This window comes from Bacillus sp. CH_70, from assembly GCF_038007045.1.
Lineage (GTDB): Bacteria > Bacillota > Bacilli > Bacillales > Bacillaceae_G > Bacillus_A > Bacillus_A cereus.
The window spans coordinates 1,395,724-1,412,743 of the sequence record NZ_JBBOWL010000001.1 but is presented as its reverse complement, the minus strand read 5'-3'; the positions used below and the strand labels follow the sequence as shown (position 1 = coordinate 1,412,743).

The window sequence follows — 17,020 nt, the reverse complement described above, 5'->3', positions numbered from 1 at the left end:
TTTCCCCTTCTAATGTATGCCTATTTCATTCACCTAAGCCGAAAATAAAAAGAGCCTTGTAGACAAAATACCTACAAGGCTCTTCAGTAGAGTGTAGGTACAACGGGAATAACCCTTGTACCTACACGTTTTCACGCTAGGTTCAAGGGTTTCATGTATGATGATGTAGTTGTGTAAGCATTGTAATAGATTTTATTGTATTCATAATACTTACTCCCTTTCTCCTCTGATTTTCACATAGTATATAACAGTTAATTTTGAATGTAAATACATTTTTAATATTCCGTCACTTTTTTTAATGTAAAGCCACTTTTCTTTCATACTCTTTTATTTCTTGTTCATATTGCATTGTAACACTAATTTCATCTAAACCATTCAATAACTTCTCTTTCCACATTTTCTCGATTGTAAAATGGAATCTGTGCATATTCGTTATAATTATTTCATTTTCTAAATCAACTGTGATTTGTTCCCTCGCATCTGTTTTTGCAAGTTGTTCACGCATATCTTTGTCCATTACAATCGGTAACATGCCATTCTTCATACAATTCATATAAAAGATATCGGCAAATCCTCCAGCGATAATAACGCGGAAACCATAATCAGCAAGCGCCCATGGAGCATGTTCTCTAGAAGAGCCACATCCAAAATTATCACCTGTGATTAATATGCTGGCTCCTTTTCTTTCTTGCGCATTAAGCGGGAAATTAGGGTTTTCTTGGCGATTATTATCATATCGCCACTCATCAAATAAAAACTTCCCAAACCCAGTTCTTTCAATTCTCTTTAAATATTGCTTCGGAATAATTTGATCTGTATCAATGTTATCATTCATCAGTACTGCGGCAGTACCTTTATGAATACGAAATGGCTCCATCATAACTCTCCTTTCTAATATCAACAAAATGACCATGTAACGCAGCCGCTGCCGCCATTGCCGGGCTAACTAAATGCGTTCGTGCTCCCTTTCCTTGTCTTCCTTCAAAATTGCGATTTGACGTAGAGGCACAATGTTCTCCTTCGGGCACTTGATCTGGATTCATACCTAGACACATTGAGCATCCGGGCTCTCTCCATTCAAATCCAGCTTCTTCAAATATGCGATGTAATCCTTTATGCATCGCTGCTTCTCTTACCCTTTGAGATCCAGGTACAACAAGTGCTCGCACACCTTCTTTTACTTTTTTACCTTTCACGACAGATGCAGCAATTTCTAAATCAGAAAGCCTAGAATTTGTACAAGATCCAATGAAAACATGTTGAACTGGAATGTCATACGTACTTTGTCCAGGACTCAACCCCATATAAGAAAACGCTCTTTCGTCATTTGCATCATGCTTTTCTGGCAATTTCTCATCAATCCGAACACCCATACTAGGATTTGTTCCCCACGTAACGTACGGCGCTAAATCCGTAACATCTACTAGAATATGTAAATCATAAGCTGCATCTAAATCTGTATAAAGTTCTGACCATTTTTCCTTAATAGATTCATAGTCTTTCGGCGCATATTTACGCCCTTTTACGTAAGCAACCGTTTTTTCATCTGGCGCAATAATGCCAGCCTTTGCTCCCCCTTCAATTGCCATATTGCAAAGCGTCATCCTCTCTTCCATATCCATAGCATGAATGGTCTCTCCGTAAAATTCCATTACGTAACCTGTTCCAACTGCTACTCCGTACTTTGAAAGAAGGTGTAAAATAATATCTTTCGCATAAACACCTTGCGGTAACTTTCCTTTTAACTCAATGCCCATCGCTTTCGGCTTTCGTTGCCATAACGTTTGCGTTGCCAATACATGTTCCACTTCACTCGTACCAATACCAAACGCTAGTGCGCCAAAAGCACCGTGTGTTGCTGTATGACTATCACCACAAACAATCGTTTTTCCTGGCTGTGTGAGTCCAAGTTCTGGTCCTATAACATGAACGATCCCTTGCTCTTCATCTCCGATATCCGCTAATGGCACCTGAAATTGTTTACAGTTTTCCCGAAGTGTATCTAGTTGCTGCTTCGCAATGCGGTCGGTAATATTCCAAACATCTTTCGTTGGAATATTATGATCCATCGTTGCAAATGTTAAATCTGGTCTGCGGACTGTTCGATTTGTAAGCCGCAAGCCTTCAAAGGCTTGCGGTGACGTTACTTCATGAACAAGATGTAGATCGATATATAATAAATCCAATCCATTTTCATTTGTCGCAACTACATGTCTTTCCCAAAGCTTATCTAGTAACCTTTTCCCCATTATCTTCCTCTCCCTACTAACGCTTGCTCTTCCATTTCTTGAATAACTGCCTTTGTAAATGAAGTTGTCGTTTCAGTCCCCCCGATATCTGCTGTACATTTTCCAGATTTAAGGACTGCAGAAACTGCTTCTTCAATTGCACATCCTTCTCTCGTTAATCCGAACGATTGCCCAAGCATCATTGCAACAGAACGCATCATCGCAATTGGATTCGCCTTATTTTTCCCCGCAATATCCGGTGCTGATCCGTGAATAGGCTCGTATAATGAAGGCCCCTTTTCAGCGTGACTTGCTGATGGAAGCATTCCTAATGATCCAGCTAATACTGAAGCCTCATCACTTAAAATATCACCAAATAAATTTTCCGTTACAATAACGTCAAATCTTCCTGGATTCCGAATTAATTCCATAGCCGCTGCATCTACTAAAATGTGTTCTACTTCCACATTTGGGTAGCGAAGTGCTACTTCTTCTGTCACATTTCTCCATAGTTTACTAGACTCTAAAACATTCGCTTTATCAATAGATGTTACTTTTTTCTTCCGCTTATTTGCTAATTGAAAGGCATACGAAACGATACGTTCAATTTCATGTCGATGATACGTAAGTGTATCTGTCGCCACTTCTTCCGTTCGCTCTTTCGGATAAGAAAAATAAATTCCGCCTGTTAATTCACGAACGACAACGAAATCAATTTCATCAGCATTTTTTAATGGTGATAAATGTGCAGTTGCACTTTCTACCGTTACAGGGCGAACATTCGCAAATACACCGAGTCCTTTTCTTAATGCTAATAATCCTTTCTCAGGCCTTTCTTTCGCACTATCCCACCTTGGTCCACCTACTGCTCCAAGTAAAACCGCATCACTCGCTAAACAGGCGGCAAGTGTTCGCTGTGGTAATGGTTGCCCAGTTAAATCGATAGCAACACCACCAAAGTACTCATCTTGCAAATGAAAATGATGTCCATATAGCCTTTCTACCATATGCAATACTTCCTTCGCACTTTCCATAACTTCTGGACCAACACCATCACCAGCTAAACAAACGATACGTTTTTCCATTTTTAACACTCCTTTTAACTGAATTTTCAGAACTTTTATTTGATAGGTGAGGAAAGCTTCTCTCACCTATCAAATATTTATTTCACAAGCGCTATAAGAGATTTTAATTTCCCTGCTGCATGGACATAAGCTCTCGCCGACGCTTCCAATACGTCTTGCGCAACTCCAAAACCTGATATTTGGTGACTACCTTCTTTTAATTCAACATGAACGTGAGCAAGTGCATCTTGACCTTGTGTAATAGATTGTATGCGATAATCTGCCAATTCACATTCTAATCCTAAAATTCTTTGAATCGCATTGTATATCGCTTCAATACTACCAGAACCAGTGGCTGCATCTTCATATACATTTCCTTCCTCATCCTTCAGCACAACTGTTGCGCATTGTGTACTATTTGATACGAAATGCACTTGTAATTGCGTAATGTTATATTGCTGGGCTGCAAATGCTGCTTCACCAAGCATAATTGCGCGTAAATCTTCCTCAGTAATTTCCTTTTTACGATCCGCCAATTTTTTAAATGCTTCGAATGCCGCATCTCGCTCTTCATTTGTAAATTCATAACCAAGCTCTTTCATTTTTTCCGTAAACGCATGACGGCCAGAATGTTTCCCAAGTACAAAGAGATTTTGAGATTCTCCTATAAGCGCTGGTTCGATAATTTCATAAGTTGTTACTTCTTTTAGAACCCCATCTTGGTGGATGCCTGATTCATGAGCAAATGCATTCGCTCCAACGATTGCTTTATTTTTCGGTACAACCATACCCGTTAACCTGCTTACTAATGTACTCGTTGCCTTAATCTCTTTTAAAGTCATCGAAGGTTCTGCTTTATAAAAATCTTTTCTAATATGAAGAGCAACCGCAACTTCTTCTAACGCTGCATTCCCTGCTCTTTCTCCAATGCCATTAATCGTTCCTTCTACTTGCACTGCTCCGCCTTCAACCGCAGCTAACGAATTTGCTACTGCCATACCAAGATCGTCGTGACAATGACAAGAAAAAATCGCTTTTTCATATGATGGAACGGATTCTTGTAAGTATCTAAAAAGAGAATAATATTCTTCCGGATTCGTATATCCAACTGTATCCGGAATATTAATTACATTCGCTCCTGCGCGAATCGCAGTTTCTACTGCTTCAGCTAAAAATGCTCTCGATGTTCTTGTCGCATCTTCTGCAGAAAATTGTACTGTCGGAAATAATGATTTTCCAAGCGTAACCGAACGATGAATACTATTTAACACATCTTCTTTTGACATACAAAGTTTATATTTCATATGAATATCACTCGTAGCTAGAAATACGTGTAGACGAGGAGATACAGCACCTTTCACAGCTTCATATGCTCTTCGAATGTCACTTTCTTTCGCTCTAGCTAAACTCATAACCGTAGCATTTTGAATTGTATTCGCGATGCGTTTTACCGATTGGAAGTCACCTTCGGAAGCTGCCGCGAATCCAGCTTCCATTACATGAATACCAAGCCTCTCTAATTGCCTAGCAATTTGTAACTTCTCTTGTTCATTTAAATTTACTCCTGGTGATTGTTCGCCATCACGAAGCGTTGTATCCATGAACAAAATCTGCTTCATATTATTTAATCCCTACCTTTACTCGCGGCTGTACGAAAGGCATCATTTCACGTAATTTACGTCCTACTACTTCGATTTCATGTTCATTCTCTTTCTCATTTGTCGCGTGGAAATTTGGTCTTCCTGCTTTATGCTCTGCAATCCAGCCTCTTGCAAATGTACCATCTTGAATTTCTGCTAATACTGCCCCCATCGCTTTCTTCGTATCTTCAGTAACAACACGTGGTCCTGATACGAAGTCTCCCCACTGCGCTGTATCTGAAACTGAATATCTCATATTTTCAAGTCCACCTTCATACATAAGGTCAACGATTAGCTTCAGTTCATGTAAACATTCAAAATATGCAAGTTCAGGCTGGTATCCCGCATCAACTAACGTTTCAAATCCTGCTTTTACAAGTGCAGTCACTCCGCCGCAGAGTACAGCTTGCTCTCCAAATAAATCTGTTTCTGTTTCTTCTTTAAACGTCGTTTCTAATACACCAGCTCTCGTTGCTCCAATTCCGTCAGCATAAGAAAGTGCTTTTTCAGTCGCAACTCCTGTTGCATCTTGATATACTGCAAATAATGCAGGAACAGCCCCTCCCTCGGCGAACGTACGGCGTACGAGATGCCCCGGTCCTTTTGGCGCTACTAGAAATACATCTACATTAGCTGGTGGTTTTACTTGATCAAAGTGAACATTAAATCCATGTGCGAACACGAGAGAGTTTCCAGCCTGTAAATTTGGTGCAATTTCAGCTTCATATACTTCTGGTTGTAATTCATCAGGTAATAGAATCATTACTACATCAGCTTTTTCCGCTGCTTCTGCTACTGTATATACAGAAAACCCATCTTCATTCGCTTTATCCCAAGACTTACCTTTTCTTAAACCTACTACTACATCAAATCCGTTATCACGTAAATTTTGCGCATGCGCATGACCTTGCGAGCCATATCCGATGATTGCTACTTTCTTTTCCTTTAATACATTTACTGTTACATCTTTCTCATAATAAACTTTTGTCATTTTCATTTCCCCCTATATTTAAATGATTATTGAATTAACATAACTTGCTTATCTTGTTTTTTCATACTACGTGTAAATGCTGTTACACCTGTTCTAGCAATTTCTTTTAAACCGTATGGACGAAGTAATTCAATTAACGCTTCTACTTTATCTTGCGTACCTGTTACTTGGACAACTATGGAATCCTTCCCAACATCTATTACAGCGGCTCGAAATGGTTCAATTAAACTATATAATTCTGCCCTCGCTACAGAAGTTGCTACTTTAATAAGAGCAAGCTCTCTAGCAATCATTGCTTCTTCTGTAATATCTGATACTTTCAGAACATCGATTTGCTTATGAAGTTGTTTAATTAACTGCTCAACTTGCTGTTCACTTTCAACATGTACAACAATCGTCATTCGCGATATATCTGATGATTCTGTATGACCTACTGAAATACTTTCAATATTAAAATGTCTTCGTGTCATAACCCCTGTAATTCTGTTTAACACACCACTTTGATTTCGAACTGTCGCTGTAACAATTCTCTTCACCCTTTTTCCACTCCCTCCATTTGGTGAACACCTTTTCCTGGTGCAACCATCGGCATAACCTTCTCTGATTGAAGTACACGACAATCGATTACGACTGGCTCTTGTAATTCGATCGCATGCTGGATTTGCTTCTTTGCAAGAAGTGGATCGTCAATACGAACACCTTTTATACCATACGCATTCGCAAGAGCGACGAAATCTGGTTGGCATGGCAATAAAGAATGTGAATATCTTTGATTGTAAAATTCATCTTGCCATTGTCTTACCATTCCTAAAGCTTCATTATTTAAAATAAATACTTTAACGGGTAAAGCGTGTTCTTTTAATACACTTAATTCTTGCAGAGTCATTTGAAACCCAGCATCACCAACAATTGCAATAACTAGTTCATCTCGCTTTGCAATTTGCGCACCGATTGCTGCTGGAAATCCGAACCCCATCGTTCCTAATCCGCCAGAAGTTACCCATTTATCTGGATTTTTCAACGGATAGTATTGTGCTGCCCACATTTGATGTTGCCCAACGTCTGTTGTTACAATCGCTTCTCCTTTCGTGATTTCATATAGCATATCAATCGCGTATTGAGGTTTAATACTTTCAGAATTTCGTTTATAAGAGAATGGATACTTTTCTTTTCTACTCTTTAATAAAGAGAGCCATTCATGATGATTTTCTTTCTTTCCTTCTGATTGAAGCAATACTTCTAACGCCTGCTTAGCACTTGCAACAATAGGAATCTCTGTTGGCACATTTTTCCCGATTTCTGCTGGATCAATATCGATATGTGCAACAGTCGCCCCTTTAGCAAAAAAAGCTAAATTCCCAGTAAGACGATCGTCAAATCTCGCACCTATATTAATGAGTAAGTCGCATTCATATAACGCCATATTGGCTGTGTAAGAACCGTGCATTCCCCCCATCCCTAGAAATAGCCCATCATCTGGCGGAAAACCACCAAGTCCAAGTAACGTATGCACAACAGGGATTTCATATTTACGGGCAAAACTTGTCAATTCTTTCGAAGCTTTCGCATGCAGTATACCTGCTCCAGCTAAAATTAACGGTTTTTTTGCGGTTTCAATTGCTTGTAGTAATTTGTTTATTTGAAGTAGATTCGGTTCATAATTAGGGTTATATCCTGGTAAATCCATTTGTACATTGCTACATCGCTCACCTTTCTCGACTACCATATCTTTCGGAAGGTCAATAACGACTGGTCCTGGTCTTCCTGTTTTAGCAATATGAAATGCTTCTTTAATAATTCGAGGTAAATCTGAGGCCTTTCGCACTTGATAGTTATGTTTTGTCACTGGCATCGTAAGTCCCATAATATCCGCCTCTTGAAAAGCATCGCTCCCAATTAACGTTGTTGCTACTTGGCCTGTAAATACAACAAGTGGCAATGAATCAATCATCGCATCCGCTAGACCCGTAATTACATTTGTAGCACCTGGTCCACTCGTTGCAATTACAACCCCTGGGTTCCCTGTAATTCTGGCATACCCTTCAGCAGCGTGAATTGCCCCTTGCTCATGCCTTGTTAAAATATGCGGAATTTCACAATCATACAGTGCATCATAGAGAGGTAAAACGGCACCACCCGGATAACCGAAAATCACTTTTACGCCTTCCTTTTCTAGCGCTTCTAACAATAGCTGTGCACCAGTTGCCAGTTTCTCTTCCGTTTTTGAAGACATTGTTCTTATAAGCCCCCTTTTTCAAACTTTTATACAATAAAAAAATCCTACGTCCACACTCCAGCTATGTGCTGAAGGGACGAAAGATTTCGCGGTACCACCCTTCTTTGCAAGAATACTCTTGCCTCAGTGATCCATAAATGGATCTAGCTAATAACGGAGCTACCGTCTAAGCCTAGACAAATGCTTTAGCTTAGCACTCAAGGGCGATGTTCGTCGACGTGAACCATCGGTTTTCAGCAACCACCGACTCTCTGTGAGGCTTCACAATCAACTACTCCTCCCTATCAACGCTTTCTTATGTTAAAAAAGTTGTTATCCAACTTTATTTTCTTCGTAAATTTTCTCTCCATCTTCTACAACTAACTTACGAAACTCTTCTAATAAACGGTTCGTATGTGGACCTGTTTGCCCTAAGCCAATCGTTCTACCATCTACTGTCGTAACAGCAATAACTTCAGCAGCTGTTCCTGTTAAAAACACTTCATCAGCTACATATACATCATGTCTTGTAAATAACTCTTCTCTTACGTCATATCCAAGTTTTTCGCCGATTTCTAAAATGGCGTTTCGTGTAATACCTTCTAACGCTCCAGCAGAACTTGGTGGTGTAATTAATTTATTTCCTTTAACAATAAACACGTTATCTCCTGAGCCTTCAGCTACATATCCTTGATCATTTAACATAAGTGCTTCTTGTACTCCAGCTAATTTCGCTTCAATACGAACTAAAATATTGTTTAAGTAATTTAAAGATTTTACTTGAGGGGATAAAACATCGGGACGATTTCGGCGCGTTGCAACTGTTACAACTGGAATCCCTTTCTCATAATATTCTTGTGGGAATAAAGATAATTGTTCTGCAATTACTACTACATTCGGCTTCTTACATGAATCGGGATCCAATCCAAGATTTCCTGCTCCTCTTGATACAACAAGGCGAATGTATCCATTAGATAATTTATTTTGTCGAATCGTCTCAACAACAATATTTGTTACTTCATCTAATGAATATGGAATTTCTAAAAGGATTGATTTTGCTGATTCATACAACCGGACAAGATGCTCTCTCAAACGGAAAACATTACCGCTATAAACTCTAATTCCTTCAAACACTCCATCGCCATATAAATAGCCATGATCATATACTGAAACTTTTGCCTCATCTTTTGGAACAAATTCTCCATTTAAGAAAATCCATTGCTCATTCACTAGAAGCGCCTCCTATGTTCTATGAATTTTTTATTGTTTCCTAGTTTACTCTCCTTTCTAAATAAATCAAGTGAATTTTTAGAAAATTTATAATTTTTAATCGTACGTACTTCTTTACTTATATTGATTTAACAACATTGTTAACGTTTACAAAAAGTCAAAAAATTTTTTTCGCCAATTTCCACTAAAAAAATATTTGTTTAAAAGAAGGATTTTCATCAATTGATACGAATCTATTGTATTCAATAAACGGACGTCCGATTTTATAAATCCGGGAATATATAACGACTTTTGCTGAAAAAGGGGGGAAATAACAAAAATAGCGCTGTCTAAAAATAACATTCATATTTTTCATTTCGTAATCATAATCCTATTTTTAAAAAACAATTTGTCAAAATGAAGGAGGAAATAAATATGGCGTGTGTACAAATTAAAGGAACGAGACAAGAGGTAGTAGAAATGCTGCAATTATTTGATCTAATGGATACGAAAGGTTTTTGTAAATTCGATAATTACGTAGAGGTAGAACCAAATACGCAAGAACATAATCATTTTATTGCTTCAATCGACATCCATTCAAATACTTCTTCTGCCCAAGATACATTAAACGATCAATTCGTTAGTCAAATGCTTACTGGCGTATATAACGACTAAACAAAGATTTACTTCCTACCGTCTTTTCATAAATGCAGTGAACTTGAGCATACTAGCAATTAGATGGTAGGAGGTGAGAATTATGGCTAGAATTGGCGTTGAAAACTCATTAACAGACGTTCAACAAGCTCTTCAGCAACAAGGTCATGAAGTTGTTACACTTAACTCAGAACAGGATACACAAGGGTGTGATTGTTGCGTTGTAACTGGGCAAGATTCTAATGTAATGGGCATTGCAGATGCATCAATTAAAGGATCAGTCATTACAGCTCACGGTTTAACAACGGATGAAATTTGTCAACAAGTTGAAAGTCGCACTTAAAAAATGAAAGAGGACTCCTTTTAAAAGGAGTCCTCTTTTTTATATTCACCTAACGGGAAAGTAACATATACTGGATGAAAGCCCTACCTCTCTCTCATCATTACGGTTCCACTGACCGCTCCTTGATTCACTAGTATACATATATAGCTTACAAATACAATTTATAGGGTTTGTTCACAAAAGTTGTTGATAAAATTACCCGATCTTTCGCAAACTTTTCGTATTGCATTCATAAGAGATATTTACTTTACACTAGCTGTAACCGAGACACGAATTAAAATTCTAACACCAATACAATAGCTTGTCAATATTTTTCCGCAAATTAAAAACAGACATTAACGGTTTGTCTGTTTTAGAATGGAGCTTTTTCTTTTATTACATATACAACAAAGCCGCTTACTAACATAAATAAGCCAACTACTAAGTTTTTGATATTAATCATAAATTCCTCTCCCTTATTCCACACATCATATATATTTACATTTCAATTATTCCGATCATCCTAAAGCGCACTTTTTCTAATATATCATAATTCCTAAAAAATGCAAGTTCACTTTTGACGACCATTCACAAATTTATCTACAGTGCTTGGTACAGTACTTAAAGCCTTTTCAATTAAATGTGTACTGCTGTTGAGATGTAATACTTGCACCCCATTAGAACCAACTACTAAAAAAGCTACTGGACTAATAGAAACCCCAGCCCCGCTTCCTCCTCCAAATGGATGCCCTTGCTTGTTCTCTTTATGCTGATTTTGCCCACCGTTATGTTTTTCAGTAATGAAACCCCCTTTAAAATCACTTCCACCAGCTCCAAAACCAAAAGCCACTTGAGATACTGTTAATACAACATTTCCGTCAGCTGTTGAAACCGGGCTCCCAACAATTGTATTTACATCTACCATCTCTTTTAAATTTGTCATTGCCGTTTTCATTAAATTTTCAATTGGATGTTCCATTATGTATTGCACCCTTTCCTCATTATTCCTTTTTATACTTTCCAAAATAGAGGAAGTCATACTAACTTTTCCTATTTCAAGAAAACATTTTCCTCCTTTTAATAGATATTACTGCCCGTTAATGCGGGATAAAAAAGAAAAAGAGATACATACTACTATTGAACCTTGTTATGAAAGGAGCCATGACTTTGACTGAGAAATTTGATGATTATAAAAGAAGAGATAGAATAGATAGTGATTATAGTGACTATAAAGAAGAGTATGCCGCTGAGGTTGCACCACAACGCATTGATTATGATTACGATGATAAAGATGTTGTAAAATCGTCCGCTGCTGGATCAACTGCTGGTTTTATCGCTCTTGCGCTATCTATCTTATCGCTATTTACATTCCCAACACTATTTGGTCTTGTTTCTGTTTTACTCGGTATTTACGCTTATAATCGCGGAGCTACTGTAACTGGCGGTATCGCTGCAGTTGTCGGTGGGATTGCTGCACTTATCGCAATTTTATTCCGAGTAGCACTTATTGGTTTATTGTTCTCCCTTTTCTAAAAAAGAAAAAGGTATCTCGCTTAACGCGGGATACCTTATCCTGTAAACACATCTTCCGATGGATATTTTATTTTTTGTTTTGCTGGTCGCGCTAAAGAGAACACAAGTGTTAATGGTCCAATTAATCCGCAGAACATAACAAACATAATAATACATTTTCCGAATGCCGATAGCTTTGCAGTAATTCCCATCGTTAATCCGACTGTACCAAACGCTGATATTGTCTCAAATAATAATTGAATAAAGCTGAAGTTTTCTGTAAGCATTAATATAAATACCGCTGCAAAAATAAGTATTTGACTGGCAACAGCAATCGCTAAGGCCCTCGTTACTGTCGACATTTTAATTGTACGCTGAAATAAAACAATTTCCTCCTTTTTTCTAAAGAAAGAAAGGACAGATGTAATTAAGATAACAAACGTTGTTAATTTAATTCCTCCACCTGTTGATACACTTCCTGCACCAATAAACATTAAAATCATCGTAAATAATATAGATGATTCTTCCATACCTCCATAGTCAACCGTATTAAATCCAGCTGTCCGCGGGGTAATACCTTGAAAGAAGGAAGCCCATAGTTTTTCATTTAAAGATAAATTCCCTAACGTCTTCACATTATTATATTCCAATACAAAAATTACAATCATTGCTATAACATTTAGCACTACTGTTCCAATAATCATTATTTTTGAGTGAAGTGATAATTTTCGAAAACTGCGACTATACCATATATCAATTAATACGGTAAAACCGAGTCCACCTATTACAATTAAAGAGCAAATCCCAATATTAATAATGGGATCTCCTACATATCTTGTTAAATTATCTGGCCATAAAGCAAAGCCTGCATTATTATAAGATGCAATTACATGAAAAATACTATAGTATAAACCTTTTCCAAAACCAAACTCTGGAATAAAGCGAAACGATAAAAAGATGACCCCAATAAGCTCAATACAAATCGAAAATATAAAGACACGCTTTACTAATTTTACAAGACCACCTATATTTGTTTGATTAAACGCTTCTCCAATTAATAAACGATGGCGTAATCCGATTTTTTTGCCTAATACCCAAACAATTAAAATGGCAATTGTCATAAGACCTAGACCACCTGTTTGAATTAAAAACATAATAACAATTTCGCCAAACATCGTAAATGTACTTGCTGTATCCACTACTCCCAAACCAGTTACGGTCGCTGCTGACGTTGCTGTAAAGAAAGCATCTACCCAACTAATATGTGCTTTCGTTGCGAATGGTAACTTTAATAACAAACCGCCAACCACAATTAAGCAGAAAAAACCTAACGCTAATATTTGTGGTGGGTTTAATCGTATAAGACGATTATACAGCCCTTGTTTTTTTGTTACTTCCATATCACTAACTCCCTTATTAAAGTGAAGCTTTCCCTTCATAAATAAAAAGCTTTTTAAAAGCCCTTAAAGAATTGGGACAAACCTTATATTCTTATAATATAGTTGAGCATAATCCTTTTTTTCATAGATTACAACTTTTATTTATATTCAGACTTCTTTTTTCTTTTATGCTGGAAAACTATATATCCTAACTCAATATTGCTAGCAATAACAATTTCATATGTACTATTTTTCAAATCCCCATATCTTTCACTCTATGTTCACATAGAGGTCACATTCACCTTTTATAGTATATGTATCGAAGCTGTTCCTCCCTAATTTATAAGACATTCCCCAGTGTCTTTGAATAGCTTCCATCCCTAATTAAATTGACATAAATTGTCCCCTTCCCTTGACCATCTTATATGTGATGGTCTTATTTTTTTGTCTTTCTATCTTTTATTTAAAACTTCCTCTCTCTTTCACTCTATGTTCACACAGAGGTCACATCCACCTTTTATAGTATATATATCGAAGCTGTTCCTCCCTAATTTATAAGACATTCCCCAGTGTCTTTGAATAGCTTCCATCCCTAATTAAATTGACATAAATTGTCCCCTTCCCTTGACCATCTTATGTGATGGTCTTATTTTTTTGTCTTTCTATCTTTTATTTAAAACTTCCTCTCTCTTTCACTCGATGTTCACACAGAGGTCACATCTACCTTTTATAGTATATGTATCGAAGTTGTTCCTCCCTAATTTATAAGACATTCCCCAGTGTCTTTGAACAGCTTCCATCCCTAATTAAATTGACATAAATTGTCCCCTTCCTTGACCATCTTATAAATGATGGTCTTATTTTTTTGTCTTTCTATCTTTTATTTAAAACTCCCTCTCTCTTTCACCCTATGTTCACATGAGAGTCACACCTATCTTTTATAGTATATGTATCGAAGTTGTTCCTCCCTAATTTATAAGACATTCCCCAGTGTCTTAAAGCAACTTCCATCCCTAATTAAATTGACATAAATTGTCCCCTTCCCTTGACCATCCTATGTGATGGTCTCTTTTATTTTCCAAACACAAAATCAATCTATCTGTACTTAAATAAAAACCTAAAAATTCAGAAAATATTGTCAAATTAGGTATTTTTTCGGTATAATTACTTTAGGAAGGAATTTCGCAAAAACAAAAGGGGGATTTTATTGAAACAAACAAAAGCAATCTTAATCGCATTATTTCTAGGTCTAGTTGTTGGACTCACTCTAAATTTAGCCGCTCCATCTATCTTTGAGCCACTAAATCAATATGTGTTCAACCCAATTGGTCAATTGTTTATTCGACTTATTAAAATGCTAGTTGTTCCTGTTGTGTTCATTTCTATCGTACTTGGTGCTGCCGGCCTTGGAGATCCGAAACAACTTGGAAGAATCGGTTTAAAATCAATTTCATTCTTTCTCGTAACAACTGCGGTTGCCATCTCTATAGCGGTTACATTTGCACTTATTATAAAACCAGGAGCTGGCGGTAATTTTAAAACAGAAGGTCTTAAGTATGAAGGTGCAAAAACTGAAACATCTTTCGTCGACACATTGCTAAATATCGTACCAGATAACCCAGCAAAAGCGATGGCTGACGGAAACATGTTACAAATCATTGCCTTTGCCGTATTGATTGGACTCGGTATAGCTATTTTAGGAAAACGAGTTCAAGGTATCCATTCATTACTTGAACAGGGCAACGAATTAATGATGTATCTCGTTAATCTCGTTATGAAATTAGCCCCAATTGGAACATTCGGTTTGCTCGCTTCATCCGTTGGTAAAATGGGGCTTGCAGGCGTCGCTGCGATGTTCAAGTATATGATTGTCGTTATGTTAGTACTCATTATTCACGGGGTCTTTGTATATGGTGGCTTATTAAAGGTATTAGCAAAAGAAAGTATTGTTCGTTTCTTTAAACATTTCGGACCAGTAATGGCAATTGGATTTAGTACATCTAGCTCTAATGCATCGCTTCCATTTGCAATGAAAACAGCACAAGATAAGCTTGGCGTTCCAAAAGCGATAAGCTCATTTGTACAACCACTAGGGGCAACTATTAATATGGATGGTACTGCCATTATGCAAGGGGTAGCAACTGTATTTATCGCTCAAGTATACGGAGTTGAACTTACATTACCGCAATTAGCTATGGTCGTATTAACCGCTGTACTAGCTAGTATCGGTACTGCTGGTGTACCAGGTGTTGGACTTGTAATGCTTACAATGGTTTTAAATCAAGTAAATCTACCAGTAGAAGGTATCGCTTTAATTATCGGTATTGACCGTATTCTAGATATGTCTAGAACAGCTGTAAACATTTCTGGGGATGCAATTTGCGCAATGATTGTCGCAAAATCAGAAGAAAAATATAATACTGATCAATCGGCAGCATCGTAAATCAAAAAAGGAGTGAATATATTCACTCCTTTTTTGATTTACTCCCTTTTTTAGAACGATATTCTTTCCCTTTATTATCATTACCAGTTTCAAATTCAGTGCTAAATTCCTGATTAAACTGGCCGGACTTTGGTGATCCTTGATTACCGCTCCCTTTACTACCGTTACGATTCGTCATATTTCTCCCTCCCTTCCTTGTATTAGTAGTATGGCGCTCTATCTTTTTTCATACACATTTTATTTTTTAACATCTATTACACACGAAAGAAGACCTTCCATATATAAGGAAGATCTTCTCTTTCATCACGTAAGCGTTTTCTTGTTTATAATCACTTAAATAAGTTTTTTGGAAATCGAAATCATTACATTCATTTCATCTTCTGAAAGTGTAGAGAATCTTTCTTGTAAATATTGTTTTTTCGCATCTTCCATTTTCGCAACTAAATCTTTCCCTTGTTCTGTAATCTCTAAATACACAACTCGGCGATCTGATGTAGAACGTGAACGAGTTACAAAACCTTTATTAATTAATTTTTCTGTAACAGCTGTAATATGACTATTCGACACATTTAATTCATTTGCTACACGCGATACCATTTCTTTATTCGTACGATTTAATATTCTCAGGACGATGAATTCATTCCACGGTATGTAACCACCGAATATTTTTCCGATATCATTACGCAATGTGCGAAACATAGCAAACACATTTGTCGATAGTTCTTCCATTAATTGCTCTCGATTTTGAGACAACTTTGACAGCTCCTTTTATTTCATTTAGTTAAATAAAAACCTTATTAATAATTTTACATGAAATCTTACTTTTTGTCACCTTATTTTCCCATAATTCGTAGTTTTTTAATATGTATTTCATGATAAAACGAAGTTAACTTCCAGAAAAAGGGGGTATTTTAATGCATGAGGAGGAGAAATTCTCAAATCTCAACCTAAAAGATAAAACGATTATCATTAGTATTATTGCTCTTTTTCTCATTATAATTTTTGCATTTATATTTTTTGTATATGTAGGAATCTTTCAAATTACAGGTATAGAGTATAGTTCACGTATTGCGTTACTTCTCTTTTTTTTATTAATCACTTTCTTAGACAGTATTACATTTTTCATCTTCAGTTTCTTCAAAGCGCTGCTATATACACTGACACAAAACATGCCAAATTGGATTTCTATTACTCTTTTCTCATTCATTGAAATTACACTAGATTGGTTCGTCATTCATACTGCTGATGATTGGATAGAAAGCGTACAAATGTCCAACATAGCTGAATTATGTGTCGTACTATTCTTTTTCCTCTTAAATAAATTATTAAGTGACGAGAAAGAGTAAGAATACAAGCTTTTCTA

Annotated in this window: 18 protein-coding genes and 1 other annotated feature; of the genes, 5 read left to right on the top strand and 13 right to left on the bottom strand. The window is 36.9% G+C overall.

Going from position 1 to position 17,020, the window contains the following annotated elements; genetic code table 11:
* Positions 1–295: 295 nt before the first annotated feature.
* From leuD to ilvE, 8 genes are all read right to left on the bottom strand, one after another.
* A complete protein-coding gene (gene leuD, locus N2V79_RS07270; protein ID WP_340719750.1) occupies positions 296–877 on the bottom strand; it encodes a 3-isopropylmalate dehydratase small subunit in 582 nt (193 codons plus the stop codon).
* The gene (gene leuC / locus N2V79_RS07265) at positions 855–2,249 is read right to left on the bottom strand and encodes a 3-isopropylmalate dehydratase large subunit (protein WP_064531914.1); all 1,395 of its coding nucleotides are present in this window, start codon (positions 2,247–2,249) and stop codon (positions 855–857) included. The genes leuD and leuC overlap by 23 nt, the downstream gene beginning before the upstream one ends.
* On the bottom strand, positions 2,249–3,313 hold the full coding sequence (gene leuB / locus N2V79_RS07260) for a 3-isopropylmalate dehydrogenase (protein WP_053564917.1): 1,065 nt from the start codon (positions 3,311–3,313) through the stop codon (positions 2,249–2,251). The genes leuC and leuB overlap by 1 nt, the downstream gene beginning before the upstream one ends.
* Before the next feature lie 77 nt (positions 3,314–3,390).
* Positions 3,391–4,911, bottom strand: coding sequence for a 2-isopropylmalate synthase (gene leuA, locus N2V79_RS07255; protein ID WP_000809597.1), 1,521 nt, complete (start codon positions 4,909–4,911; stop codon positions 3,391–3,393).
* Between the two features lies 1 nt (position 4,912).
* Positions 4,913–5,923, bottom strand: a complete 1,011-nt coding sequence (gene ilvC, locus N2V79_RS07250) for a ketol-acid reductoisomerase (protein ID WP_340719749.1) — start codon at positions 5,921–5,923, stop codon at positions 4,913–4,915.
* Positions 5,924–5,949: 26 nt separating this feature from the next.
* Positions 5,950–6,459 (bottom strand): acetolactate synthase small subunit, encoded by a 510-nt coding sequence (gene ilvN / locus N2V79_RS07245; protein WP_000822952.1) that lies wholly within the window; start codon positions 6,457–6,459, stop codon positions 5,950–5,952.
* Positions 6,456–8,156, bottom strand: coding sequence for an acetolactate synthase large subunit (gene ilvB, locus N2V79_RS07240; RefSeq protein WP_053564920.1), 1,701 nt, complete (start codon positions 8,154–8,156; stop codon positions 6,456–6,458). The genes ilvN and ilvB overlap by 4 nt, the downstream gene beginning before the upstream one ends.
* A 72-nt stretch (positions 8,157–8,228) precedes the next feature.
* Positions 8,229–8,456: a binding site (T-box leader), on the bottom strand.
* 15 nt (positions 8,457–8,471) lie between these two features.
* Positions 8,472–9,368 carry a branched-chain-amino-acid transaminase gene (ilvE, locus tag N2V79_RS07235; RefSeq protein ID WP_001005486.1) on the bottom strand — a complete coding sequence of 299 codons (897 nt, stop codon included), beginning with the start codon at positions 9,366–9,368 and terminating at the stop codon, positions 8,472–8,474.
* Positions 9,369–9,782: 414 nt separating this feature from the next.
* Between ilvE and N2V79_RS07230 the strand changes: the two genes are divergently transcribed.
* The gene (locus N2V79_RS07230; RefSeq protein WP_000752514.1) at positions 9,783–10,022 is read left to right on the top strand and encodes a DUF3911 family protein; all 240 of its coding nucleotides are present in this window, start codon (positions 9,783–9,785) and stop codon (positions 10,020–10,022) included.
* 82 nt (positions 10,023–10,104) lie between these two features.
* Positions 10,105–10,344, top strand: a complete 240-nt coding sequence (locus N2V79_RS07225) for a YkuS family protein (RefSeq protein ID WP_069355291.1) — start codon at positions 10,105–10,107, stop codon at positions 10,342–10,344.
* 352 nt (positions 10,345–10,696) lie between these two features.
* Here N2V79_RS07225 and N2V79_RS07220 read toward each other — a convergent pair whose 3' ends face one another.
* A complete protein-coding gene (locus tag N2V79_RS07220; RefSeq protein ID WP_000608227.1) occupies positions 10,697–10,786 on the bottom strand; it encodes a hypothetical protein in 90 nt (29 codons plus the stop codon).
* A gap of 108 nt (positions 10,787–10,894) precedes the next feature.
* Entirely contained in the window at positions 10,895–11,362 is a 468-nt protein-coding gene (gene ytfJ / locus N2V79_RS07215) for a GerW family sporulation protein (RefSeq protein WP_069355290.1), read from the bottom strand.
* Positions 11,363–11,490: 128 nt separating this feature from the next.
* Here ytfJ and N2V79_RS07210 point away from each other — a divergent pair, with 128 nt between their 5' ends.
* Positions 11,491–11,856, top strand: coding sequence for an imidazole glycerol phosphate synthase (locus N2V79_RS07210; protein WP_327879735.1), 366 nt, complete (start codon positions 11,491–11,493; stop codon positions 11,854–11,856).
* A gap of 35 nt (positions 11,857–11,891) precedes the next feature.
* Here the strand turns inward: N2V79_RS07210 and N2V79_RS07205 are convergent, their stop codons facing one another.
* Positions 11,892–13,235 (bottom strand): TrkH family potassium uptake protein, encoded by a 1,344-nt coding sequence (locus N2V79_RS07205; protein WP_000454115.1) that lies wholly within the window; start codon positions 13,233–13,235, stop codon positions 11,892–11,894.
* Between the two features lie 1,186 nt (positions 13,236–14,421).
* Here N2V79_RS07205 and N2V79_RS07200 point away from each other — a divergent pair.
* Complete coding sequence (locus N2V79_RS07200; protein ID WP_000814809.1) at positions 14,422–15,657, top strand: dicarboxylate/amino acid:cation symporter; 1,236 nt, start codon at positions 14,422–14,424, stop codon at positions 15,655–15,657.
* Positions 15,658–15,679: 22 nt separating this feature from the next.
* Here the strand turns inward: N2V79_RS07200 and N2V79_RS07195 are convergent, their stop codons facing one another.
* Positions 15,680–15,835, bottom strand: coding sequence for a hypothetical protein (locus N2V79_RS07195; RefSeq protein WP_000184928.1), 156 nt, complete (start codon positions 15,833–15,835; stop codon positions 15,680–15,682).
* 155 nt (positions 15,836–15,990) lie between these two features.
* Positions 15,991–16,410: a MarR family winged helix-turn-helix transcriptional regulator gene (locus tag N2V79_RS07190; protein ID WP_000081434.1), complete on the bottom strand. Its 420-nt coding sequence runs from the start codon at positions 16,408–16,410 to the stop codon at positions 15,991–15,993.
* Between the two features lie 161 nt (positions 16,411–16,571).
* On the opposite strand from N2V79_RS07190, the gene N2V79_RS07185 reads away from it, so the two are divergent.
* On the top strand, positions 16,572–17,003 hold the full coding sequence (locus N2V79_RS07185; RefSeq protein WP_197242156.1) for a YrvL family regulatory protein: 432 nt from the start codon (positions 16,572–16,574) through the stop codon (positions 17,001–17,003).
* Positions 17,004–17,020 lie beyond the last annotated feature (17 nt).